The organism is Streptomyces sp. NPDC050743 (assembly GCF_044456925.1).
Lineage (GTDB): Bacteria > Actinomycetota > Actinomycetes > Streptomycetales > Streptomycetaceae > Streptomyces.
Genome location: NZ_JBITGJ010000002.1, coordinates 190,427 through 213,089, shown reverse-complemented (window position 1 = coordinate 213,089; position 22,663 = coordinate 190,427). Strand labels below are relative to the sequence as shown.

At 71.1% G+C, this 22,663-nt stretch carries 18 protein-coding genes; 9 read left to right on the top strand and 9 right to left on the bottom strand.

The annotated features are described in order from the left end of the window. Nucleotides 1-29: 29 nt before the first annotated feature. Complete coding sequence (locus ACIBJF_RS03425) at nucleotides 30-1,301, bottom strand: MFS transporter (protein WP_399172127.1); 1,272 nt, start codon at nucleotides 1,299-1,301, stop codon at nucleotides 30-32. A gap of 212 nt (nucleotides 1,302-1,513) precedes the next feature. Between ACIBJF_RS03425 and aroQ the strand changes: the two genes are divergently transcribed. Then, nucleotides 1,514-1,987 (top strand): type II 3-dehydroquinate dehydratase, encoded by a 474-nt coding sequence (aroQ, locus tag ACIBJF_RS03420; protein ID WP_365722309.1) that lies wholly within the window; start codon nucleotides 1,514-1,516, stop codon nucleotides 1,985-1,987. Here the strand turns inward: aroQ and ACIBJF_RS03415 are convergent, their stop codons facing one another. From ACIBJF_RS03415 to ACIBJF_RS03395, 5 genes are all read right to left on the bottom strand, one after another. Beyond that, nucleotides 1,988-2,746 carry an amino acid ABC transporter ATP-binding protein gene (locus ACIBJF_RS03415; RefSeq protein ID WP_399171972.1) on the bottom strand — a complete coding sequence of 253 codons (759 nt, stop codon included), beginning with the start codon at nucleotides 2,744-2,746 and terminating at the stop codon, nucleotides 1,988-1,990. Next, nucleotides 2,743-3,645: an amino acid ABC transporter permease gene (locus ACIBJF_RS03410; protein ID WP_399171971.1), complete on the bottom strand. Its 903-nt coding sequence runs from the start codon at nucleotides 3,643-3,645 to the stop codon at nucleotides 2,743-2,745. Before ACIBJF_RS03410 ends, ACIBJF_RS03415 begins: the two co-directional genes overlap by 4 nt. Then, nucleotides 3,642-4,526, bottom strand: coding sequence for an ABC transporter substrate-binding protein (locus ACIBJF_RS03405; RefSeq protein WP_399171970.1), 885 nt, complete (start codon nucleotides 4,524-4,526; stop codon nucleotides 3,642-3,644). Before ACIBJF_RS03405 ends, ACIBJF_RS03410 begins: the two co-directional genes overlap by 4 nt. A gap of 314 nt (nucleotides 4,527-4,840) precedes the next feature. Continuing rightward, on the bottom strand, nucleotides 4,841-5,497 hold the full coding sequence (locus ACIBJF_RS03400) for an MBL fold metallo-hydrolase (RefSeq protein ID WP_351800759.1): 657 nt from the start codon (nucleotides 5,495-5,497) through the stop codon (nucleotides 4,841-4,843). Between the two features lie 44 nt (nucleotides 5,498-5,541). Continuing rightward, nucleotides 5,542-6,228 carry a maleylpyruvate isomerase family mycothiol-dependent enzyme gene (locus ACIBJF_RS03395; protein WP_399171968.1) on the bottom strand — a complete coding sequence of 229 codons (687 nt, stop codon included), beginning with the start codon at nucleotides 6,226-6,228 and terminating at the stop codon, nucleotides 5,542-5,544. Nucleotides 6,229-6,452: 224 nt separating this feature from the next. On the opposite strand from ACIBJF_RS03395, the gene uvrA reads away from it, so the two are divergent. Further along, nucleotides 6,453-9,479 (top strand): excinuclease ABC subunit UvrA, encoded by a 3,027-nt coding sequence (gene uvrA / locus ACIBJF_RS03390; protein ID WP_399171967.1) that lies wholly within the window; start codon nucleotides 6,453-6,455, stop codon nucleotides 9,477-9,479. A gap of 162 nt (nucleotides 9,480-9,641) precedes the next feature. Here the strand turns inward: uvrA and ACIBJF_RS03385 are convergent, their stop codons facing one another. Together ACIBJF_RS03385 and ACIBJF_RS03380 are read right to left on the bottom strand one after the other, a co-directional pair. Further along, entirely contained in the window at nucleotides 9,642-10,553 is a 912-nt protein-coding gene (locus ACIBJF_RS03385) for a carbohydrate kinase (protein WP_399171966.1), read from the bottom strand. Further along, on the bottom strand, nucleotides 10,550-11,698 hold the full coding sequence (locus ACIBJF_RS03380; protein WP_399171965.1) for a LacI family DNA-binding transcriptional regulator: 1,149 nt from the start codon (nucleotides 11,696-11,698) through the stop codon (nucleotides 10,550-10,552). The genes ACIBJF_RS03385 and ACIBJF_RS03380 overlap by 4 nt, the downstream gene beginning before the upstream one ends. Nucleotides 11,699-11,943: 245 nt before the next feature. On the opposite strand from ACIBJF_RS03380, the gene ACIBJF_RS03375 reads away from it, so the two are divergent. Beyond that, entirely contained in the window at nucleotides 11,944-12,372 is a 429-nt protein-coding gene (locus tag ACIBJF_RS03375) for a Rieske (2Fe-2S) protein (RefSeq protein ID WP_399171964.1), read from the top strand. A 175-nt stretch (nucleotides 12,373-12,547) separates the two neighbouring features. Here the strand turns inward: ACIBJF_RS03375 and ACIBJF_RS03370 are convergent, their stop codons facing one another. After that, nucleotides 12,548-13,495 (bottom strand): hypothetical protein, encoded by a 948-nt coding sequence (locus tag ACIBJF_RS03370; protein ID WP_399171963.1) that lies wholly within the window; start codon nucleotides 13,493-13,495, stop codon nucleotides 12,548-12,550. Nucleotides 13,496-13,775: 280 nt separating this feature from the next. Between ACIBJF_RS03370 and ACIBJF_RS03365 the strand changes: the two genes are divergently transcribed. The 6 genes from ACIBJF_RS03365 (at nucleotide 13,776) to ACIBJF_RS03340 (ending at nucleotide 22,527) form a co-directional block, all read left to right on the top strand. Beyond that, nucleotides 13,776-14,150 (top strand): hypothetical protein, encoded by a 375-nt coding sequence (locus tag ACIBJF_RS03365; RefSeq protein WP_399171962.1) that lies wholly within the window; start codon nucleotides 13,776-13,778, stop codon nucleotides 14,148-14,150. A gap of 68 nt (nucleotides 14,151-14,218) precedes the next feature. Then, nucleotides 14,219-16,315, top strand: coding sequence for an excinuclease ABC subunit UvrC (gene uvrC, locus ACIBJF_RS03360; RefSeq protein WP_399171961.1), 2,097 nt, complete (start codon nucleotides 14,219-14,221; stop codon nucleotides 16,313-16,315). Then, nucleotides 16,312-17,331, top strand: a complete 1,020-nt coding sequence (rapZ, locus tag ACIBJF_RS03355) for an RNase adapter RapZ (protein ID WP_399171960.1) — start codon at nucleotides 16,312-16,314, stop codon at nucleotides 17,329-17,331. The genes uvrC and rapZ overlap by 4 nt, the downstream gene beginning before the upstream one ends. Beyond that, the gene (gene yvcK / locus ACIBJF_RS03350) at nucleotides 17,328-18,419 is read left to right on the top strand and encodes a uridine diphosphate-N-acetylglucosamine-binding protein YvcK (RefSeq protein WP_399171959.1); all 1,092 of its coding nucleotides are present in this window, start codon (nucleotides 17,328-17,330) and stop codon (nucleotides 18,417-18,419) included. The genes rapZ and yvcK overlap by 4 nt, the downstream gene beginning before the upstream one ends. Then, entirely contained in the window at nucleotides 18,410-19,399 is a 990-nt protein-coding gene (gene whiA / locus ACIBJF_RS03345) for a DNA-binding protein WhiA (protein ID WP_030583311.1), read from the top strand. The genes yvcK and whiA overlap by 10 nt, the downstream gene beginning before the upstream one ends. 173 nt (nucleotides 19,400-19,572) lie before the next feature. Continuing rightward, a complete protein-coding gene (locus tag ACIBJF_RS03340; protein WP_399171958.1) occupies nucleotides 19,573-22,527 on the top strand; it encodes a M14 family zinc carboxypeptidase in 2,955 nt (984 codons plus the stop codon). The last annotated feature ends 136 nt before the right edge of the window (nucleotides 22,528-22,663 follow it).

Sequence of the window (22,663 nt, the reverse complement as noted above, 5' to 3'; positions counted from 1 at the left end):
CGGTCGCCGACGTCCCGGGTCCGGGCCGGTCAGCCCGTCGCCGGCTCCACCGCCGGCACGGGCACCGGCCGCGTCTCCGGAAGCAGCGTGAAGCACACCAGGCTGATCAGCCCGATGCCCGTCAGATACACGCCCACGGCCCAGGGCACCCGCCCGCTCTGCTCCGCGAGCGCCGTGGCCACGATCGGGGTGAGCGCGCCGCCGACAACCCCGCCGAGGTTGTAGCCCACCGCGGCGCCCGTGCAGCGCACCCGCGCCTCGTACAGTTCCGGCAGGTAGGCGGCGATGACCGCGAACATGGTGACAAAGGCGATCAGTGCGCCCAGGATGCCCAGGAACATCAACAGGGGCCGGCCGGTGGCCAGCAGCGCCACCATCGGAAGCATCCACACGACGCAGGCGGCGCACCCCGTCAGACACATCGGGCGCCGCCCATAGCGGTCGCCGAGCAGCGCCACCAAGGGCGTGAGGGTCCCTTTCACCACCACCGCGGCCATGACACAGGTCAGCATCACCGTCCGGCTCACCCCGAGCCGCTCCGTCGCATACGCCAGCGACCAGGTCGTCACCGCGTAGAACACCGCGTACCCGATGGCCAGCGCGCCGGCCGTCAGCAGCACCAGCCGCCCGTGATGCCGTACGACCTCGACGAGCGGCACGCGCGCGTGGTCGTCGACTTCCAGGAACCGGGGGCTCTCGGCGAGCGAGGAGCGCAACCACAGGCCGGCGAGCGCCGGCGCACCGGCGACCCAGAACGGCACGCGCCATCCCCACTGCGCGAACTCCGCCTCGGGCAGGGCCGCCGACAGCGCGAGCATCACCCCGTTGGCGAGCACGAAGCCGACCGCAGGCCCTACTTGAGGGAAGCTCGACCACAGCGCGCGTCGCGCGGCTGGCGCGTGCTCGGCGGTCAGCAGCACCGCTCCACCCCACTCCCCGCCCAGCCCGAGACCCTGCAGGAAGCGCAGCACGAGCAGAAACAGGGGCGCGGCGACGCCGATCGTCCCGTACGACGGCACGCAGCCCACCGCGACGGTCGAGGCGCCCGTGAGCAGCAGAGAGGCGACGAGCACCGGCCGCCGCCCGTGCCGGTCGCCGAGATGCCCGAACACCACCGAACCCAGCGGCCGGGCGACGAACCCCACCCCGAACGTCACGAACGCCGCCAGCGTCCCCGCGACCGGCGAGAACGTCGGGAAGAACAGCGGCCCCAGGACCAGGGCCGCCGCGGTCCCGTAGACGAAGAAGTCGTAGAACTCGATCGCGGTCCCCGCCAGGGACGCGGCGGCGAGTCTCGGCATCGAAGGGGCGCTCACGGCACGTACAGGCTGCATGCCGCGTCAACCACCCACCGTGATCAACAGTTACGGGGCGCGCGGAGGCGATCGGGCGACCGTGGCGTGCGCCGCCGGGGCCTCCGGCGCACATGGCCCGCCATGCGCTGCGGTCACCGTGATAGACCGGGTGCGAGCGGCGGTCGTCGACGTACCGCCCCGAACGGACCGGAGGAAACGTGCCCCGCACCCTGGCCAACGCCCCGATCATGATCCTCAACGGGCCCAACCTGAACCTGCTCGGCCAGCGCCAGCCCGAGATCTACGGCAGGGACACCCTGGCCGACATCGAGGCGATGTGTGCCAAGGCCGCGGCCGCGCACGGCGGCACCGTGGACTTCCGGCAGTCCAACCACGAGGGTCAGCTGGTCGACTGGATCCACGAGGCGCGCCTGAACCACTGCGGGATCGTCATCAACCCCGGCGCCTACTCCCACACGTCGGTCGCGATTCTGGACGCACTCAACACCTGCGACGGCATGCCCGTGCTGGAGGTGCACATCTCCAACATCCACCAGCGCGAATCGTTCCGGCACCACTCCTATGTCTCGCTGCGCGCCGACGGCGTGATCGCCGGATGCGGAGTGCAGGGCTACGTCTTCGGTGTGGAGCGGGTTGCCGCCCTGGTGGGCGCGGCCCAGGCCGAGGCGTAGCTACAGCCGGCCCGCCTCCACGATCCGCCGCAGGAAGCGCCGCGTGCGCTCCTGCTGCGGGTCGCCGAAGACCTGCTCGGCGGTGCCGCGCTCCAGCACGACGCCCCCGTCCAGAAAACAAACCTGGTCGGCGACGTCCCGCGCGAAGCCCATCTCGTGCGTCGCCAGCACCATGGTCATGCCGTCCTCCTTGAGATCCCGGACCACCTCCAGCACCTCGCCCACGAGTTCGGGATCGAGCGCCGCCGTGATCTCGTCCAGCAGCAACAGCCGGGGCCGTACGGCAAGCGCCCGCACGATCGCCACACGCTGCTGCTGGCCGCCGCTGAGCCGGTCCGGATAGGCGTCCGCCTTGGCGCCCAGTCCCAGGCGCTCCAGCAACTCCCTGGCCCGTTCCTCGGCCTCCGCGCGGGAGACGCCGTGCACCCGGCGGGGCGCCAGCGTGATGTTGTCCAGCACGGTCATGTGCGGGAAGAGGTTGTACGCCTGGAAGACCACGCCGATCCGGCGCCGCACCGCGTCCTGGTCGACACGGGGATCGGTGATCTCCTCGCCGTCCAGCCAGATCGCACCGTCGTCGATCTCCTCCAGGAGGTTGGCGCAGCGCAGCAGCGTGGACTTGCCCGAGCCGGAGGCGCCGATCAGCGCGGTCACCGTGTGCGGGGCGACCTCCAGACCGACGTCGCGCAGCACGACGGAGCCGCCGAAGGTCTTGCGGACGGACTCCATGCGCAGCACGGGCGCGACTGCGTCGCTCATAGCGATCCTCCCTGGGCCCGCTGCCGGTCCATCCGGGCCGTCACCCAGTCCGTGAACCGGGTCATCGGAATGGTCAGTGCGACGAAGACCAGGCCCGCGACGATGTACGGCGTGTAGTTGAGGCTGCGCTGGGCGATGATGTCGGCCGCCCGCACGGCGTCGACCGCGCCGCCGATCGACACGAGCCCGGTGTCCTTCTGGAGGGACACGAGGTCGTTCAGCAGGGGCGGCACCTGACGCCGTACCGCCTGGGGGAGCACCACGTACCGCAGTGCCTGACGATTGGTCAGGCCCAGCGAGCGGGCCGCCGCGCGCTGCGAGGGGTGCACGGACTCGATGCCGGCGCGGAACACCTCGGCGACATAAGCGGAGTAGGTCAGTGTCAGCGCCGTACCACCGAGCAGGACGGGATCGACGGTCACGCCCTGCAGGCGCAGCGCGGGCACCCCGAAGACCACGATCATCAGGTTGATGATCAGTGGCAGACCGCGGAAGAAGTCCGTGTACGCGGCCGCCAGCACCCGCAGGGGAAAGAACACGGGCCCGGGCAGGGTGCGCGCGATGGCGATCAGCATGCCGAGGACGAGTACCAGCACGCCGCAGATCAGCAGCAGCCGGACGTTGAGCCACAGCCCTTCGAGGACCTTGGGCAAGGCCTCGCGCGCGTACTGCCCGTCGAAGAAGGTCTCCTTGGTGCGCGGCCAGCCGGGCGCGTCGACGACGACCAGGTAGAGGACGACGCCGGTGACCAGGGTCGAGAGGGCCGCGATCGCCGTCGCGCGGCGGGCACGCGCGCGCTTGTGGCGTTCGCGCTCCAGTCGCCGCTCGGACGGGACGTACCCGTCGCGCATGTCGTGCTCGCCGGAGTCCTCCCCGGACTCCTCCTTCGTGACCGTCACTTGAGCACCGGAGCGTCGACGGCGTCGGACAGCCACTGCTGCTCCAGCTTCGCCAGCGTGCCGTCCTTGCGCAGGGCGTCCACGGCCGACGTCACGCACGACGTGAGGCCGCTGCCCTTGTCGAGGACGAGCCCGAACTGCTCGGGCGTACCGCCCTTGTTCTCGAACTGGCCGACGATCTCGGCGTTGGTGACCTGGGCGGAGGTGACGTAGAAGGCGGTCGGCAGATCGGCGACGATCGCGTCCACCTGACCGTTCCTGAGCGCGGAGACAGCCTGGTCGTTCTTGGAGTACGCGGCCGCCTGCTGCGACGGCTTCACCACGTCGCTGATGTAGTCGAGGCTCGTCGTGCCCACCTGGGCGCCCAGCTTGAGGCCCTTCAGGTCCGCGATGCTCGTCGCCTTCGCGGCCTTGCTGCCCTTCAGCGCGATGACGGCCTGGCGCACGTCGTAGTAGCCCGAGGAGAAGTCGACGGCCTTCTTGCGCTCGGCGCTGATCGACACCTGGTTGATGTCGAAGTCGAAGGTCTTCTCGCCGGGCGCGAACGCCTTGTTGAACGGCACGCTCTGCCATACGACCGCGCTCTGGCCGTAACCCAGCTGCCGGGCCACGGCGTAGGCGACCGCCGACTCGAAGCCCTTGCCGTTCGCGGGCTTGTCGTCCTTGAACCAGGGCTCGTACGCCGGTTCGTCCGTCGCGATCGTCAGCTTTCCGGACGTCTTGGTGGCCAGCTTGCCCTTGGCGCAGCTCTTCGCGGCCGAGCCGGAGGGGGAGGCCGACGCCTTCTCCTCCGGCTGCGGAGCGCAGCCGACGGCGGTGGCGAGCAGGGCTACGGTGACGGCGGCTGCCGCACGGCGCAGGACACGAGGGGCTGTGTACATGGCGGGAGATTGGCAGCGAACCCCGCGTTTGTCCAGGTCACGACCATAACTGTCCGCATGCTGGGAACGGGTGTTGCGGTCGTGTGAACGACCCTCAGGGCGCAGGCCATTGGCCTGGGCCGCCGGCCGAGGGCGGGGTTGAAGACCGGCGGCCCTGCCGCAGAGGAGCCGTCACCCTCTGCGGGGTTGCCACCAGTTGACCGCGTGACAGGGCGTGCGGGGAGCGCGTACGCGCCCCCGGCGCGGGCGAAACGTTCACACGGGGCGCGTGGCGAGCACGCGCCCGGCGCTCGGGAGAGGAAAGCACCCGGTGCTCACCACCCGCGCGCGTGCCACTCCGGCAGCTGCGGCCGCTCCGCGCCCAGGGTCGTGTCGTTACCGTGCCCGGGATAGACCCAGGTCTCGTCGGGCAGCACGTCGAAGATCTTCGTCTCCACGTCGTGGATCAGGCTGGCGAAGGCCTTCGGATCCTTGCGCGTGTTGCCGACACCGCCCGGGAAGAGGCAGTCGCCGGTGAAGACGTGCGGGTGGCCGTGCGGGTCGTCGTAGACCAGCGCGATGGAACCCGGAGTGTGCCCGACGAGGTGCCGCGCGGTGAGCTCCACCTGTCCCACCCGGATGACGTCGCCGTCGTCCACGAGGACATCGGTGGGCACGGGGATGCCGGGGGCGTCCTCGCGGCCGGCGTACGTGCGCGCGCCCGTGGCCGCGACGACATCGGCGAGCGCCTGCCAGTGGTCGCCGTGCTGATGCGTGGTGACGACGGACGCGATGCCGTCGTCACCGATCATGCCGAGGAGCGTCTGCGCCTCGTTGGCGGCGTCGATCAGAAGCTGCTCGTCGGTGGCCCGGCAGCGCAGCAGATAAGCGTTGTTGTCCATCGGGCCGACCGCGATCTTCGTGATCATCAGGTCCTTCAGCTCGTGCACATCCGCCGGTCCGCCGACCCTGACCTCTCCGGTGTACGTCATGACGATCAGCCTATAGCGGTGAGGCCCCGCGGACCCTCCGAGACCTACAACGGAGGCAGCTTCGGCAGCGTGCCGTTCGTGGTCAGGCCGGAGCCGTCGCGTCGCCCGGCCAGCCAGCCGAGCAGGTCGGCGGCCGTCCCCTCGACCCCGACCGGTCCGCCCTCCGCCCCGCCGCCCGTGGTCCAGTTCCGGCCATTGCCTGCGCTCAGGCCGGTCGAGGGGACGTCCTTGTGTCCGGCGAAGCGTTCCGCCAGGAAGTCGATCTCCCGGTCCGTGAACTCGGCCGGGAGATCCTCCAGCTCGTAACCGATGCCGAGATCGACGTGGTGCAGTTCGACCTCGACCCACCGCCGGAACGGCACGCGGGACGCCGAGTCGGTGACCCCGTTGCGCAGCTGAACCGTGCGCGACCAGTCCGCCGGCATGTCTCCCACCGCCTGGAAGCGGGCCGCGCTCTCGCGCAGGTCGGCGAGCTGGTCGTCGAGGGGACGCGGGGCGTCACGCTCGATGTCGGCGTCCCGCGCCTCGGCGCTCGCGTACATGGGGCGGCCCTCGAGCACGTTCACGAGTGCGTCCGCGTTGCGGGCGAGGTGGGCGAGGATGTGCCCGCGGGTCCAGCCCGGAAGCCGTGACGGCTCGGCGAGCGACGCGTTGTCCAGCTTGGCGACCGCGGTGAGGAGCCGTTCGGTCGCGTCACGTACACATGCCAGGTCATGAGCGTGATCAATCATGGGCCTGACCCTAGCCCCACCACACGTTCGGGTGAAGGTGGTGAACCTCGGCCGCAAATCGAAAGCACGTGCTATATCGTCGAGGGCGGCGTCGGGCATGCTGGATGGCCGGGGATTGTTATGCAACCGGAGAATCCGACCGGCGTTGTCAGTGGCTCCCCCTAGTCTGAAGAAGCACGGGGGCCCCGCCCCTGTCACTTCTCTCAAGAAAGGTGCGGACCGGCGTGGCCGACCGTCTCATCGTCCGTGGCGCGCGCGAGCACAACCTGAAGAATGTCTCGCTCGACCTGCCGCGTGACTCGCTCATCGTCTTCACGGGCCTGTCCGGGTCGGGCAAGTCCTCTCTGGCCTTCGACACGATCTTCGCCGAGGGCCAGCGCCGGTACGTGGAGTCGCTCTCCTCGTATGCCCGGCAGTTCCTCGGCCAGATGGACAAGCCGGACGTCGACTTCATCGAGGGCCTGTCCCCGGCGGTCTCCATCGACCAGAAGTCGACCTCGCGCAACCCGCGCTCGACGGTCGGCACCATCACCGAGGTCTACGACTACCTGCGGCTGCTCTTCGCGCGCATCGGCAAGCCGCACTGCCCCGAGTGCGGCCGCCCGATCTCCCGCCAGTCGCCGCAGGCCATCGTCGACAGGGTCCTGGAGCTGCCGGAGGGGAGCCGCTTCCAGGTGCTGTCACCGCTCGTGCGCGAGCGCAAGGGCGAGTTCGTCGACCTCTTCGCCGACCTGCAGACCAAGGGTTACTCCCGCGCGCGCGTGGACGGGCAGACCATCCAGCTGTCCGACCCGCCGGCGCTGAAGAAGCAGGAGAAGCACACCATCGAGGTGGTCGTGGACCGCCTCACGGTGAAGGAGTCCGCCAAGCGCCGCCTCACCGACTCCGTGGAGACCGCGCTCGGCCTGTCCGGCGGCATGGTCGTGCTCGACTTCGTCGACCTCCCCGAGGACGACCCCGAGCGCGAGCGCATGTACTCCGAGCACCTGTACTGCCCGTACGACGACCTGTCCTTCGAGGAGCTGGAGCCCCGCTCCTTCTCCTTCAACTCCCCCTTCGGCGCCTGCCCCGACTGCACCGGCATCGGCACGCGCATGGAGGTGGACCCCGAGCTGATCGTCCCGGACGAGGAAAAGACCCTGGACGAGGGCGCCATCCACCCCTGGTCGCACGGGCACACCAAGGACTACTTCGGCCGCCTGATCGGCGCCCTCGCGGACGCGCTCGGCTTCCGCACGGACATCCCGTTCGCGGGCCTGCCTCAGCGCGCGAAGAAGGCCCTGCTCCACGGCCACAAGACCCAGATCGAGGTCCGCTACCGCAACCGGTACGGCCGCGAGCGCGTGTACACCACGCCCTTCGAGGGCGCGGTGCCCTTCGTGAAGCGCCGGCACAGCGAGGCCGAGAGCGACGCCAGCCGCGAGCGCTTCGAGGGCTACATGCGCGAGGTGCCCTGCCCCTCCTGTGAGGGCACGCGCCTGAAGCCGATCGTCCTCGCGGTCACGATCATGGAGAAGTCGATCGCCGAGGTCTCCGCGATGTCGATCAGCGACTGCGCGGACTTCCTGGGCCGGCTGAAGCTGAGCGACCGAGACAAGAAGATCGCCGAGCGAGTGCTGAAGGAGGTCAACGAGCGGCTGCGCTTCCTGGTCGACGTCGGCCTCGACTACCTCTCGCTGAACCGCGCGGCGGGCACTCTCTCCGGCGGCGAGGCCCAGCGCATCCGGCTGGCCACCCAGATCGGCTCCGGCCTCGTCGGCGTCCTGTACGTGCTGGACGAGCCGTCCATCGGCCTGCACCAGCGCGACAACCACCGGCTGATCGAGACCCTGGTCCGGCTGCGGGACATGGGCAACACGCTCATCGTCGTGGAGCACGACGAGGACACCATCAAGGTCGCCGACTGGGTCGTGGACATCGGCCCCGGCGCCGGCGAGCACGGCGGCAAGGTCGTGCACAGCGGCTCCCTCACGGAGTTGCTCGCCAACACCGAGTCGCAGACGGGCGCGTACCTGTCGGGTCGCAAGGCCATCCCTGTGCCGGACATCCGCCGCCCCCGCGACCCGTCCCGTCGGCTGACCGTGCACGGCGCGCGTGAGAACAACCTGCAGGACATCGACGTGTCCTTCCCGCTGGGCGTGTTCACGGCCGTCACGGGCGTCTCCGGCTCCGGCAAGTCGACGCTGGTCAACGACATCCTGTACACGCACCTGGCCCGCGAGCTGAACGGCGCGAGGAACGTCCCGGGACGGCACACGCGCGTGGACGGCGACGACCTGGTCGACAAGGTCGTGCACGTCGACCAGTCGCCGATCGGCCGCACCCCGCGGTCCAACCCGGCGACGTACACCGGCGTCTTCGACCACATCCGCAAGCTGTTCGCCGAGACCACCGAGGCGAAGGTCCGCGGCTACCTGCCCGGTCGCTTCTCCTTCAACGTCAAGGGCGGCCGTTGCGAGAACTGCGCGGGCGACGGCACGATCAAGATCGAGATGAACTTCCTCCCGGACGTCTACGTCCCGTGCGAGGTCTGCCACGGCGCCCGGTACAACCGGGAGACCCTGGAGGTCCACTACAAGGGCAAGTCCATCGCCGACGTGCTGAACATGCCGATCGAGGAGGCCACCGAATTCTTCGAGGCCGTCCCGGCCATCTCCCGGCACCTGGGGACGCTGAAGGACGTCGGCCTCGGCTACGTCCGCCTCGGACAGTCCGCGACCACGCTCTCCGGCGGTGAGGCCCAGCGCGTGAAGCTGGCCAGCGAGCTGCAGAAGCGGTCCACCGGACGCACGGTCTACGTCCTGGACGAGCCGACCACCGGTCTGCACTTCGAGGACATCAGCAAGCTGCTGAAGGTCCTCGGCGGCCTGGTCGACAAGGGCAACACGGTCATCGTCATCGAGCACAACCTCGACGTGATCAAGACCGCCGACTGGGTCGTGGACATGGGTCCGGAGGGCGGCGCGGGCGGTGGCCTCGTGGTCGCCGAGGGCACGCCCGAGGAGGTCGCCGGGGTTCCGGCCAGCCACACCGGTAAGTTCCTGCGCGAGATCCTCGGCGCCGACCGCATCAGCGACGCGGAACCGGTGAAGGCGCCGCGGACCGTCACGGCCAAGAGGACGGCCGCGGCGAAGACGGCGGCGAAGAAGACGGTGACGGCCAAGACCAACAGCACGGCGACCAAGAAGGCCGACGCGGTCACGAAGAAGGCGACGACCGCGAAGAAGTCGACGCGGGCACGCAAGGCCTGACATATCGGCAGAAAAGTGGCGCCCCGCAGGAACTCCCCGCGGGGCGCCACTCGTTCCACTATCAGCCACCCCGGCTCCGAGGTCCGTCAGGTCCCCGGACCACGGGTCCGGCCGCTCCTTGACAACAGCAGAGAGGAAGACAGCAGAGACAAAAGGGGCCGCTCATAGATCACCGAGCTCGGCCGCGAACGGCGGCTCGGCCCCCGCCCGCGAGCAGGTGATCGCCGCCGCGCGTGCCGCGAAGCGCAGCAGCCGCGTCCAGCCCTCCGTCCCGAGGGCGGCCAGCGCTTCCTCCGACAGCGCGTCCAGGGCGGAAAGCCCGTGCAGCAAGGCCGCGTTCACCGTGTCCCCGGCGCCGATGGTGTCCACCACGGCGACCTTCTCACCCGGTACGCAGTACTCCGCGCCGTCCCGGGTGAACGCGGTCAGACCGTCCCCGCCCCGGGTCACCACCACGGCCGCCGGTCCCGCGGCCAGCCACTCGCGCGGGGTGCCGCCCAGCCACTCGGCGTCCTCCGCGGACAGCTTCAGCAGCGTCACCGAGGGCAGCCAGCTCTTGAAACGCGCCCGGTAGGCGTCCGCGTCCGGGATCAGCCCCGCCCGTATGTTGGGGTCGAGCGCGGTGAACAGCCCCTGCCCGGCCGCCGCGCGCATCAGCTCCTCATAGGCGCTCGCCCCCGGTTCCAGGACGAGCGAGCACGTGCCGAAGGACACCGCGCGCGTACCGGCGGGCAGCGCAGTGGGGGCGGTGAACAGACGGTCGGCGGTGCCGTCGACATAGAAGGAGTAGGCGGCCGAGCCACCGTGGTCGATCGTGGCCACCGCCAGCGTCGTCGGCTCCGTCCCGCGCTGCACGCCCGACACGTCCACCCCAGCGCGCCGCAGCCCGTCGAGCAGGGCCTCACCGAAGGCGTCGTGCGACGTCCGGGAGCAGAACGCGGTGCGGGAGCCGAGCCGGCCGAGGGCCACGGCGGTGTTGTACGGGCCGCCGCCGAGCGCCGGCTTCAGGGCCGCGAGGGCGCCGGAGCCCTGCGGTACCAGGTCGATCAGTGCCTCACCGGCGACGACGATCACGAGGCGGTTCCCTTCTGCGACGACGTGGATGATGGGCTGTGCCCGGACTCCTCGGACCCGCCCGACTCCTCGGACCCGCCCGGCTCCTCCGGGCATCCGCAGGACGTGCGATGGACGAACGCGCACGGCAGCCGCACCGTCCGGGTCGGCCGGCGCGGCTCGTCGAGACGGTCCAGGAGCACCCGGACGGCCTGCGCGCCCAACTGCCTGCTGGGCTGGGCGATGGCGGTGAGCCGGGGGGAGAACAGATCGGCCCAGGCGAAGTCGTCGAAGCAGCACAGGGCGATGTCGTCGGGCACGGACAGGCCGCACCGGCGCAGGGCGCGCAGGGCGCCGATGGTCATGGCGTTGTTGGCCGCGACGAGTGCCGTGGGCGGTTCGGGGAGGGCGAGCAGGGCGGCCGTGGCCTGCTCGGCACCGGTGGACTCGGAGTTGCCGGACACCAGGAGCCGTTCATCGAGGTCCAGGCCGGCGGCGCCGAGGGCGTCCCGGTAGCCCGAGACACGCTCACTGGTGATGCTGAGCCCGGGCAGACCCGCGACCAGGCCGATCCTGCGGTGGCCCAGTTCGGCGAGATGGGCGACCAGACGGGCGGTCGGCTCGGCGCTGTCGGCGCAAACCTGGTCGTACCAGGGCGCGTCCTCGTCAGGGGCGGCGTCCGCCCCACCACCCACCATGGAGCCGTCCATCACGTCGGTGTCGATCACCCGGTCCAGGAACACGGTCGGTACGGTGTGGCGGCCCAGATAGCCGACGAGTTCGTGCGGGCGCGCGGAGGGAGCGACGATCATGCCGTCCACCCGGCGCTCATGGAGGAGCTGCACGACCTTGCGTTCGTGCCCGGGGTCGTCGTGCGGGTCCGCGATGAGCAGGCTGTAGCCCGCTTCCAGGGCGGCGGCCTCGACGCCCTGGAGGATCTCCGTGAAGTACGGGTTGCTGATCGCCGACACCGCCAGCCCGATGGAGCGGGTGCGGGAGGTCACCAGGGACCGCGCCAGCGTGTTGGGGGTGTAGCCGAGCGCGTCGATGGCGTCGAGCACGGCCTGGCGGGTGTGGGGCAGCACCGGACGGGTGCCGTTCAGGACGTGAGAGACGGTCGCCACGGAGACCCCGGCGCTCCGCGCGACGTCCGCCATGGTGGGCATCGTGTCTCCCTCCTGCACAGCCCGGGCGAAGTCGTTCCGGGCGGGACGGTATCCCATCGACCGCCCCCGCGTAAACGCTTGCGTAAGCGTTTACGTTGGGCTGCCTCCACAGTGTTCCCAGGAGCGTCCCCGCGCTCCTCACTGCCACACACCGGCCCCTCCCCGCGATCACCGGCCCGCCGCGGGGCCGGGCCTTGTGCCCGGGTATCGTCGCCCTGCACACCCCTTGACCAGTGGAGTCCCAGATGCCCGCCCGACCGTCCGCGAGCCGTCGTACCGTCCTTCGAGGGGCCGCTGTGGCCCCGGTCGCCGGGCTCGGCCTGGCCGCATGCGCGGCACCGGGCCAGGGCAGTTCGGCCGCGGCCACTCCGACCGCGCCGGTGGATCTCGGCGCCGAGAGCGAGGTCGTGAAGGGCGGCGCCAAGCTCTACCGGGACCACAACGTCGTCGTCAGCCGCGACGGGAGCGGCGCGCTGAAGGCCTACAGCACGATCTGCACGCACGCGGGGTGCCCCATCAACAAGCTGCAGGGGACGACCCTGATCTGCCCCTGCCACGGCAGCCAGTTCGACGCCGTGACGGGCAAGGTGGTCGAGTCACCGGCCACCGAGCCCCTGACCGAGCTGCCGGTGAAGACCACGAACGGCAGGATCATCGCCGGCCCGGGCGCCTGAACGGACAGCCACGCTGACACCCTGGGCGCGTGAACGGGGTGTACGGCCGCACGGCACCGCCGCCGGAACCTTGCGTGCCCAGCTCGCGCCGCGCGCCCAGCCCGCCCACCTTCCCACGCCCCAGAGTCCCCGCACCCAGCCCCGCACCCCACGCCAGCGTGCCCGCGCCGGGGTATCACTCCCATTCCCAAGCGATCCCCACGATCCCCGGCCGTATCCGTGGCTCGACCACGTGGACGCAGTGGTGGGGGCCGGTGACCGGCAGTTCGTGGCGGCCGGTGCGGGGGGCCGCCGCCGAGTGCTGGGTGAAGCGATGGCAGCGGGCCGGCAGCGCGGCCTCGTCGAAGCGCACCTGAAGGGCGTACTGGCCGCCGGGCAAGCCGAAGCGGTGGAGGTACTCGCGGCTGGGCCCGGCCGTGCCGTCCTCGATGCCGTAGCGGAAGAGGAAGGTGTCGCCGGCGCTCAGCCGGGTGTCGAAGAGCAGCTCCGCGGCCAGCACGCCGGTGCCCTGGTCCCAGCGGACGCGTCCGGTGCGGCAGTTCTCCAGCGCCCGCACCCGGATGTCGTGCGGGCGGCAGCCGGGGTCGCCGTGGTGCACGGCGACGAAGCGGTCGACACCGTCGCGGTGGGCCCGCACGATGTGGTGGGCCTCGCGGCCGGCCAGCTCGCGCCGGGCGCCGATGCGGAGGCATTCGTGGTGGCCGAGGGTGTGCAGCCCGCCGTCGAGGGACCAGCCCAGCTCGGCCCGGAGCCGGTTCAGGACGTCCGAGGCCTCGATCAGGGAGCGGTAGGAGCGCCCCGCCGGCCTGCCGCCCGCCGCGCGCCCGTCGGCCTCGGCGAGCAGCCGGATCAGTGACTCGTCCGGCAGCTGGAGGATCTCCTCCAGCGCCCGTACGGCCCGCAGCGACTCGGGGCGCTGGGGGCGGCGGGCACCCTGCTGCCAGTAACTCAGGCTGGTGACACCGACCTTGACCCCGTGCCGGGACAGATGGTGCTGGACGCGCTGGAGCGGCAGCCCGCGTGCGGCGATCGCGGCGCGCAGCGCCACATGGAAGGGGCCGCCCCGCAGGGCCGTGTCCAGTTCCGCGGTGGGGAGATGCACGTGCTCAGTGGCATGCCGCATGCCGGGGCGCCTTTCTGTGAGGTGTCGCTACGGCTGGTCAGACCGCCTGCGCTGGTGTGCGGGGCCACCCCCGTGGGCGTCGTGGACGCCCTGGCTGCGCACGCCGCGTCTGTACGCGTGCGTGCACGGCCCCGAGTTCCCCCGCATTGAAGCGTGTTGACCAGGCCCCGACAACACCTCGAACCCGCCACGACCACCCCGGCGAGGCCGCGCCTTCGCGCAGGAGCCCGCGGCCGCTGGCGTCAGGCCCGCCCGAGCCGGCCGATGGGAAGATCGCCGCGTGACGGAGACCTGGACCTTCGACGGTGATCACACGGCCGTGACGGCGGACGCGGCGGTCGCCGTGCTGCGACTGCGGATCGCCGAGGGCCGTCTCGAAACCTGGCTGACCGGCTCCGCCGGGCGCCTGCTGTCCGTGGTGAGCAACACCGAACGCACGCTGGTGATGCTTCTCGACCGGGAGGGCGACCCGGGAGCCCACGCCGTCTCCGTGGGATCCGATGGGGTCAGCGGGGGTTTCCGGTCGGCGAACGGGCAGTGCGACACGTACCCCGACGAGGACACCGTGCCGCTCGACGAGGCGTTCCGGATCGTCCGGCACCTGATCCGTACGGGCCTGCCGCCGGCCGGCACCGCATGGGTTGTGGACGGCTGAGCGGCACGGCCGTGGGCGTTGTCCACAGGCCCGACGCGGTGTCGGTGCTCGCCAGTAGGGTGTGAGACATGGCCGACCCCTCCAGCTACCGCCCCAGGCCGGGTGAGATCCCGGGCTCTCCGGGGGTGTACAGGTTCCGTGACGAGCACCGGCGGGTGATCTACGTCGGAAAGGCGAAAAGCCTGCGCCAGCGCCTGGCGAACTACTTCCAGGACCTGGCGAACCTGCACCCGCGCACCCGGACGATGGTGACCACCGCCGCGTCCGTGGAGTGGACCGTGGTGTCCACGGAGGTCGAGGCACTCCAGCTGGAGTACTCCTGGATCAAGGAGTACGACCCCCGGTTCAACGTCAAGTACCGCGACGACAAGAGCTACCCCTACCTCGCGGTGACGATGAACGAGGAGTTCCCGCGCGTGCAGGTGATGCGCGGTCACAAGAAGAAGGGCGTCCGCTACTTCGGGCCGTACGCCCACGCGTGGGCCATCCGCGACACCGTCGATCTGCTGCTGCGCGTGTTCCCGGTGCGCACCTGCTCGGCCGGCGTGTTCAAGAACGCCGCCCGCACCGGCCGCCCCTGCCTGCTCGGCTACATCGGCAAGTGCTCCGCCCCCTGCGTCGGCCGGATCAGCCCCGAGGACCACCGGGAGCTGGCCGAGGAGTTCAGCGACTTCATGGCCGGACGCACCGGCACCTACCTCCGCCGTCTGGAGAAGCAGATGATGGAGGCGGCCGAGGAGATGGAGTACGAGCGCGCCGCTCGGCTGCGCGACGACATCGAGGCCCTGAAGAAGGCCATGGAGAAGAACGCCGTCGTGCTCGCCGACGCGACGGACGCCGACCTCATCGCCGTCGCCGAGGACGAGCTGGAGGCGGCCGTGCAGATCTTCCATGTGCGCGGCGGCCGGGTGCGCGGCCAGCGCGGCTGGGTCACCGACAAGGTCGAGGAGATCACCACCGGCGCCCTGGTCGAGCACGCCCTGCAGCAGCTCTACGGCGAGGAGACCGGGGACGCCGTCCCCAAGGAGGTCCTGGTCCCGGCGCTGCCCGAGCCCGTCGAGCCGGTCCAGGAGTGGCTGACCGGCCGCCGCGGGGCGAACGTGTCTCTGCGCATCCCGCAGCGCGGCGACAAGAAGGCGCTCATGGAGACCGTGCAGCGCAACGCCCAGCAGGCGCTGGCGCTGCACAAGACCAAGCGCGCCTCCGACCTGACCACGCGCTCGCGCGCCCTGGAGGAGATCGCCGAGGCCCTCGACCTGGACAGCGCCCCGCTGCGCATCGAGTGCTACGACATCTCGCATCTCCAGGGGGACGACGTGGTCGCCTCCATGGTCGTCTTCGAGGACGGCCTGCAGCGCAAGAGCGAGTACCGCCGCTTCCAGATCAAGGGCTTCGCCGGTCAGGACGACGTCCGCTCCATGCACGAGGTGATCACCCGCCGCTTCAAGCGGTACCTCGCGGAGAAGGAGAAGACGGGGGAGTGGGCCGACGGCTCCGGTAGCGAGGACGCCCTCACCGACGGCGACGGCACGCTCACCGGTCCGGACGAGATCACCGACTCCCTCAAGGGCGACGACGGCCGTCCGAAGAAGTTCGCCTATCCGCCCCAGCTCGTCGTGGTCGACGGCGGGCAGCCGCAGGTCGCCGCGGCCCGGCGCGCCCTGGACGAGCTGGGCATCGACGACATCGCCGTCTGTGGCCTCGCCAAGCGCCTGGAGGAGGTCTGGCTGCCCGGCGACGACGACCCGGTGGTCCTGCCCCGCACCAGCGAGGGCCTCTACCTCCTCCAGCGTGTCCGCGACGAGGCCCACCGGTTCGCGATCACCTACCAGCGCACCAAGCGCGCCAAACGCTTCCGGGCCGGCCCCCTGGACGATGTCCCCGGCCTCGGCGAGACCCGCAAACAGGCGCTCATCAAGCATTTCGGCTCGGTGAAGAAGCTGCGGTCCGCCACAATCGAAGAGATCCAGGGGGTGCCCGGGATAGGCCGGAAGACGGCCGAGACCATCGCCGCGGCCCTCGCCCAGGCGGCTCCGGCCGCACCCGCCGTGAACACGGCGACCGGAGAGATCATTGATGACGAGGAACCCGATACGACGGCGGGTTCCACGGGGGAGCCCGTAACCGCGGGCCTCCCGGACGAACGACGGGGGCAGGAGAGATGACGGAGCACGACGCACAGCCCACAGCGGAGCGAGATCGGGCCCACAGTGAAGCGGGGCAGGATCAGCCACACCCCGCGGCGGGTGAGCAGCCCGCGGCCCAGGAAAACGGAGCACAGGTGAGCACGGACGGTACGCCGGCCTCGGGCCCGGAAGCGGCCATCCCCGAGCTGGTGATCATCTCCGGCATGTCCGGAGCGGGACGGTCGACGGCGGCGAAGTGTCTGGAGGACCTCGGCTGGTTCGTGGTGGACAACCTCCCGCCCGCCCTCATCCCCACCATGGTGGAGCTGGGCGCCCGCTCGCAGGGCAACGTGGCGCGGATCGCGGTCGTCGTGGACGTGCGCGGCCGGCGCTTCTTCGACAATCTGCGCGAATCCCTCGCCGACCTCGACACCCGGGGCGTCACCCGGCGGATCGTCTTCCTCGAGTCCTCCGACGAGGCCCTGGTGCGCCGCTTCGAATCGGTGCGCCGCCCGCACCCGCTGCAGGGCGACGGCCGCATCGTGGACGGCATCGCCGCCGAGCGCCAGCTGCTGCGCGAGCTGCGCGGCGACGCCGACCTGGTGATCGACACCTCCAGCCTGAACGTGCACGAGCTGCGCGCCAAGATGGACGCCCGGTTCGCCGGCGAGGAGGAGCCCGAGCTGCGGGCCACCGTGATGTCCTTCGGCTTCAAGTACGGCCTCCCGGTCGACGCCGACCTGGTCGCGGACATGCGGTTCCTGCCCAACCCGCACTGGGTCCCGGAGCTGCGCCCGTTCACCGGCCTGAACGAGGAGGTGTCGGCGTACGTCTTCAACCAGCCCGGTGCGAAGGAGTTCCTCGACCGGTACGCCGAACTGCTGCGGCTCATCGCCGCCGGCTACCGGCGCGAGGGCAAGCGGTATGTGACCATCGCCATCGGCTGTACCGGCGGTAAGCACCGCTCGGTCGCGATGTCGGAGAAGCTCGCCGCGCGCCTCGCGGCCGAGGGCGTGGAGACGGTGGTCGTACACCGGGACATGGGACGGGAATGACGGAACGTACACGGCGGATCGGCATGCTGCGCCGGATGGTGCCGGAGGGGCGCTCCAGCCGTGCCACGGCCGAGGGGGCGCCCCGCCCGGCCGAGGCCCGCGGTGGCCGGCCCCGCCGCCGGGGCGCGCAGCCCAAGGTGGTCGCGCTCGGCGGCGGCATGGGTCTGTCCGCCTCGCTCGCCGCGCTGCGCCGGATCACCGGGGACCTCACCGCCGTCGTCACCGTGGCCGACGACGGCGGCTCCAGCGGCCGGCTCCGTGACGAGCTGGGCGTGCTGCCGCCCGGCGACCTGCGCAAGGCGCTGGCCGCGCTGTGCGGCGACGACGAGTGGGGCCAGACCTGGGCCCGGGTCATCCAGCACCGCTTCCAGTCCAAGGGCGATCTGCACGAGCACGCGGTCGGCAATCTGCTGATCGTCGCCCTGTGGGAGCAGCTCGGCGACCACGTCCAGGCCCTGGACCTGGTCGGCAAGCTGCTCGGCGCGCACGGCCGGGTGCTGCCCATGTCCGCGGTGCCGCTGGAGCTGCAGGCCCTGGTCAGGGGGCACGACCCGGAGCGCCCGGAGGACGTCGACACGGTGCGCGGGCAGGCGAACGTCGCCCTGACGCCCGGCGAGGTCCAGTCGGTGCACCTGGTGCCGAACGACCCGCCGGCGGTGCCCGAGGCGGTGGCGGCGGTCCTGGACGCGGACTGGGTGGTGCTCGGCCCGGGCTCCTGGTTCTCCTCGGTGATCCCGCATCTGCTCGTCCCCGAGCTGCTGGACGCCCTGATGGCGACCAAGGCGCGCAAGGTGCTGTCGCTGAACCTCGCCCCGCAGCCGGGAGAAACCGAGGGCTTCTCCCCGCAGCGTCATTTGGAGGTTTTGGGGCGACACGCCCCTAAACTCGCCCTGGACGTGGTGCTGGCCGACGAGGCCGCCGTGCCCGACCGCGACTCGCTCACCGAGGCCGCCGAGCGGCTGGGAGCCGCGGTCGAGCTGGCGCCGGTGGCCCGGACCGACGGAACACCCCGGCACGACCCGGAGCTGTTGGCCGCCGCGTACGACCGTATTTTTCGGATGCATGGAAGGATCGGCCCATGGCGATGACGGCAGCGGTGAAGGACGAGATCTCCCGGCTTCCCGTCACCCGGACCTGCTGCAGGAAGGCGGAGGTCTCCGCCATTCTGCGGTTCGCCGGCGGCCTTCACCTGGTGAGCGGGCGCATCGTGATCGAGGCGGAGCTGGACACCGCGATGGCGGCCCGCCGGCTCAAGCGGGACATCCTGGAGATCTTCGGCCACAGCTCCGAGCTGATCGTGATGGCGCCCGGCGGGCTGCGCCGCGGCTCGCGCTATGTCGTGCGGGTCGTCGCGGGCGGTGACCAGCTGGCCCGCCAGACGGGGCTTGTGGACGGCCGGGGCCGCCCGATCCGCGGGCTGCCCCCGCAGGTGGTCTCCGGGGCCACGTGCGACGCGGAGGCGGCCTGGCGCGGGGCCTTCCTGGCGCACGGCTCGCTGACCGAGCCCGGCCGTTCCTCCTCTCTGGAGGTGACCTGCCCGGGGCCCGAGGCCGCGCTGGCGCTGGTCGGCGCCGCCCGCCGGCTGTCCATCGCCGCGAAGGCCCGTGAGGTGCGGGGCGTGGACCGGGTGGTGGTCCGCGACGGTGACGCGATCGGCGCGCTGCTGACCAGGCTCGGCGCGCACGAGTCGGTGCTGGCCTGGGAGGAGCGCCGGATGCGCCGTGAGGTGCGGGCCACGGCCAACCGGCTCGCCAACTTCGACGACGCCAACCTGCGCCGCTCGGCCCGGGCCGCCGTGGCCGCCGGTGCCCGGGTGCAGCGGGCGCTGGAGATCCTGGGCGACGAGGTCCCCGAGCACCTCGCGGCCGCCGGACGCCTGCGCATGGAGCACAAGCAGGCCTCCCTGGAGGAGCTGGGCGCGCTCGCCGACCCGCCGCTGACCAAGGACGCGGTCGCGGGCCGAATCCGCCGCCTGCTGGCCATGGCCGACAAGCGCGCCGCCGACCTGGGCATCCCGGGCACGGAGGCCAACCTCAGCGAGGAGCTGGCGGACAACCTGGCCGGCTGACCGGACCACACCAACAGGCCGGTGCCGAAGCCCAGTCGGGGCCTCGGCACCGGCCTGCGCATGCCTGACACACGTTCATTTACGTGGCCGTGAGGCGCTCTTGACTCGATCACTGTCTGACATGAGCCTGGCAATCTGTTCGCCGCTGTGGCGGACCACCGCTAGGGGGGTTCATGAGACACAGAGCGAGATCGATCCTCGCTGTCGGCGCGCTCCTGATCGGCGGAGCGAGCCTCGCACCCGTAGCCCAGGCACAGAGCGGACGTCCGGCGAAGTCCGACCCGGACGCGGTCGAGGTCTTCCGCGCCGATGTCACCAAGGAGCAGATACCCCTGCTTCTCAAGGCCGGCCAGGACGGCGACGAACTCGCCGAGCAGGTCACCGGAAGCGGCAAGTCCCAGATCGAGGTCTACCTCACCGGCCGGCAGGCGGCGAAACTCCGTGAACAGGGCGTCGGCCTCACCGAGCACACCGTCCCGGCCAGGGCGCAGGCGCGCACCGAAAAGGCGTCCCAGGGCGTGTTCCGCCCCTACGGCGGAAGCGGCGGGCTCAAGGAGGAGATCCTCCGCACCGCCCGGGCCAACCCCGGCCTGACCAAGGTCGAGTCCATCGGCAAAACGGTGAACGGCCAGGACATCCTCGCCGTCAAACTGACCACGAACGCCAGGAAGACGAAGGACGGCTCCAAGCCGCCCGTGCTGTACCTGTCCAACCAGCACGCGCGCGAGTGGATCACACCCGAGATGACCCGGCGTCTGATGCACTACTACCTGGACCACTACAAGAGCGACAAGCGCATCCGGCGGATCGTCGACTCCACCGAGCTGTGGTTCGTCATCTCGGCCAACCCCGACGGCTACGACTACACCTTCCAGGACTCCACGACCCGCCTGTGGCGCAAGAACCTGCGGGACGTCAACGGCGACGGTGTCATCGGCACGGGCGACGGCGTCGACCTCAACCGCAACTTCCCCTACAAGTGGGGCTACGACGACGAGGGTTCGTCCCCCGACCCGACCAGCGAGACCTACCGTGGCGCGAGCCCCGCATCCGAGCCCGAGACCAGGGCGCTGGACGGCTTCGAGAAGCGCGTCGGATTCCGCTACGCCGTCAACTACCACTCCGCCGCCGAACTCCTCCTCTACGGCGTCGGCTGGCAGGTCGCCACCCCCACCCCGGACGACGTCCTCTACAAGGCGCTCGCCGGCACCCCGGACAACCCGGCCATCCCCGGCTACCGTTCGCAGGTCTCCTCGGAGCTGTACACCACCAACGGCGAGGCGGACGGGCACGCGTCGAACGTCAACGGCATCGCGATGTTCACCCCGGAGATGTCCACCTGCCAGACCGCCTCGCAGATCGACCCGAACGACGCCTGGAAGCCCGAGGACTGCCGGTCGGTCTTCAACTTCCCCGACGACGAGAAGCTGATCCGCCAGGAGTTCGAAAAGAACATCCCGTTCGCGCTCTCTGTCGCCGAGACCGCCGTACACCCGGACCGGCCGGTCTCCTCGGTCGGGCTGAGCGCCGCCGACTTCACCCCGGCCACGTTCCGCACGTCGTACGCCCGGGGTGCGGACCAGGAGGTCTCCGTCGTCGTCCGCAAGGCGATCCGCGACAAGGAGCTGAAGTACCGCGTCAACGGCGGCCGTACGCACGAACAGGCGCTCCGGCGCTGGAAGGGCGGCGAGACCTACGGCGGCCGGGACGACCTGTACTTCGACGAGTACCGGGCCGAGGTGCGGGGCGGCGCGCCGGGCGACAAGGTCGAGGTGTGGTTCACCGGCGAGACGAAGGGCGGCAGGAAGGCCTCCAGCTCGCACTTCACGTACACCGTCGCCGAGCGGCCGAAGGCCGACACGCTCGTCGTCGCCGAGGAGGGCGCGGCGGCCACGCAGGCGCAGAAGTACGCGGACGCGGTGAAGGCGGCCGGGCACCGGGCGATCGTGTGGGACGCCGCCACACAGGGCGCCCCGGACGCGCTCGGCGTGCTGAAGCACTTCCGGACGGTCGTGCACTACTCGGGCGCGAACGGACCCGGCAACGCCACGCAGCTCCAGCTGCGCGCCTACCTCAACGAGGGCGGCCGGCTGATCGAGGCCGGTGAGCTGGCCGGCGGCAGCGTCGACCTCGGCGACGGCACCCTCTCGGACGACTTCAGCCAGTACTACCTGGGCGCCTACAGCCGTACGTCGACCAAGGGAGCCACCGGCTTCACCGGCTCCGGCGCCCTGGACGGCTACACCGGCGCCCTCGGCGACGCGCCCGGCAATCCGCTGGACGAGGCGGGCACCTACGGCGTCACCTCCGAGGAGCTTCCGGTGTCGGCGTACCCGCAGTTCAAGAGCGCGGGCGCGGGCCGGTTCGCCGGGACGGCCAGCCCCTACGGGCCGTACGCCGGCTCGTACATGGCCGCCGCCGTGCACACCGACGACGCCTACAAGCGCCTCACCCGCACCATCGACCTCACGGGTGTCGGCGCCGCCGACAAGCCGGCCCTCACCACCCGGCTGTTGTGGGACACCGAGCCGGGCTACGACCACGCGGTGATCGAGGCGCACACCGTGGGCGCCGACGACTGGACCACGCTGCCGGAGGCCTCGGGCGCCACGAAGACGGCCGTGCCGGCGGACTGCGGGCAGGGGTTCCTGATCGCCGAGCATCCGTGGCTGAAACACTATCTGACGCTCGCGGACAACGCCTGCACCGCGACCGGCACGACCGGCTCCTGGAACAGCCTCACCGGCAGCTCCGGCGGCTGGCAGCAGGTCACCTTCGACCTGAGCGCCTACGCCGGGAAGTCCGTCGAGGTCTCGATCTCCTACGTCACCGACCCAGGCACCGGCGGACACGGCGTGCTCGCGGACGACGCCTCGCTCGTCGTGGGCGGGTCGGCGAAGGAGACGGAGGGATTCGAGTCGTCGCTGGGCGCCTGGCACGTGGCCGGACCGCCCGCGGGCAGCCCGCCGCTACTGAAGGACTGGGCGCGCTCCGGCGCGTTGTTCCAGACGTACGGAGCGGTCACCACGGACGACACCGTGCTGCTGGGTTTCGGCCTGGAGCAGGTGCCGTCGGCGGCCGACCGGGCGGTTCTGGTGAGGAAGGCGTTCGCGGCGCTCGGCGGGTGAGGGCCGCCACGTTGACAAGTCCCGCTCGCCTTGTTCCAACAGGTGAGCGGGAGCCCTCTCAACGGTGCGCGGAGGGGGCCCTGATCAAGTGAGCCGACCCGCTCACGAACGAGTGAAGACGACGCAAAAACCGCCC

Coding starts and splice junctions, on each gene's coding strand:
- rapZ (WP_399171960.1), top strand. CDS start 16,312: ATGACGGAGCACGACGCACAGCCCACAGCGGAGCGAGATCGGGCCCAC.
- ACIBJF_RS03415 (WP_399171972.1), bottom strand. CDS start 2,746: ATGAGCGACGCAGTCGCGCCCGTGCTGCGCATGGAGTCCGTCCGCAAG.
- ACIBJF_RS03425 (WP_399172127.1), bottom strand. CDS start 1,301: ATGCCGAGACTCGCCGCCGCGTCCCTGGCGGGGACCGCGATCGAGTTC.
- ACIBJF_RS03370 (WP_399171963.1), bottom strand. CDS start 13,495: ATGCGGCATGCCACTGAGCACGTGCATCTCCCCACCGCGGAACTGGAC.
- uvrC (WP_399171961.1), top strand. CDS start 14,219: ATGGCCGACCCCTCCAGCTACCGCCCCAGGCCGGGTGAGATCCCGGGC.
- yvcK (WP_399171959.1), top strand. CDS start 17,328: ATGACGGAACGTACACGGCGGATCGGCATGCTGCGCCGGATGGTGCCG.
- ACIBJF_RS03340 (WP_399171958.1), top strand. CDS start 19,573: ATGAGACACAGAGCGAGATCGATCCTCGCTGTCGGCGCGCTCCTGATC.
- ACIBJF_RS03405 (WP_399171970.1), bottom strand. CDS start 4,526: ATGTACACAGCCCCTCGTGTCCTGCGCCGTGCGGCAGCCGCCGTCACC.
- ACIBJF_RS03400 (WP_351800759.1), bottom strand. CDS start 5,497: ATGACGTACACCGGAGAGGTCAGGGTCGGCGGACCGGCGGATGTGCAC.
- ACIBJF_RS03380 (WP_399171965.1), bottom strand. CDS start 11,698: ATGCCCACCATGGCGGACGTCGCGCGGAGCGCCGGGGTCTCCGTGGCG.
- whiA (WP_030583311.1), top strand. CDS start 18,410: ATGGCGATGACGGCAGCGGTGAAGGACGAGATCTCCCGGCTTCCCGTC.
- ACIBJF_RS03375 (WP_399171964.1), top strand. CDS start 11,944: ATGCCCGCCCGACCGTCCGCGAGCCGTCGTACCGTCCTTCGAGGGGCC.
- ACIBJF_RS03395 (WP_399171968.1), bottom strand. CDS start 6,228: ATGATTGATCACGCTCATGACCTGGCATGTGTACGTGACGCGACCGAA.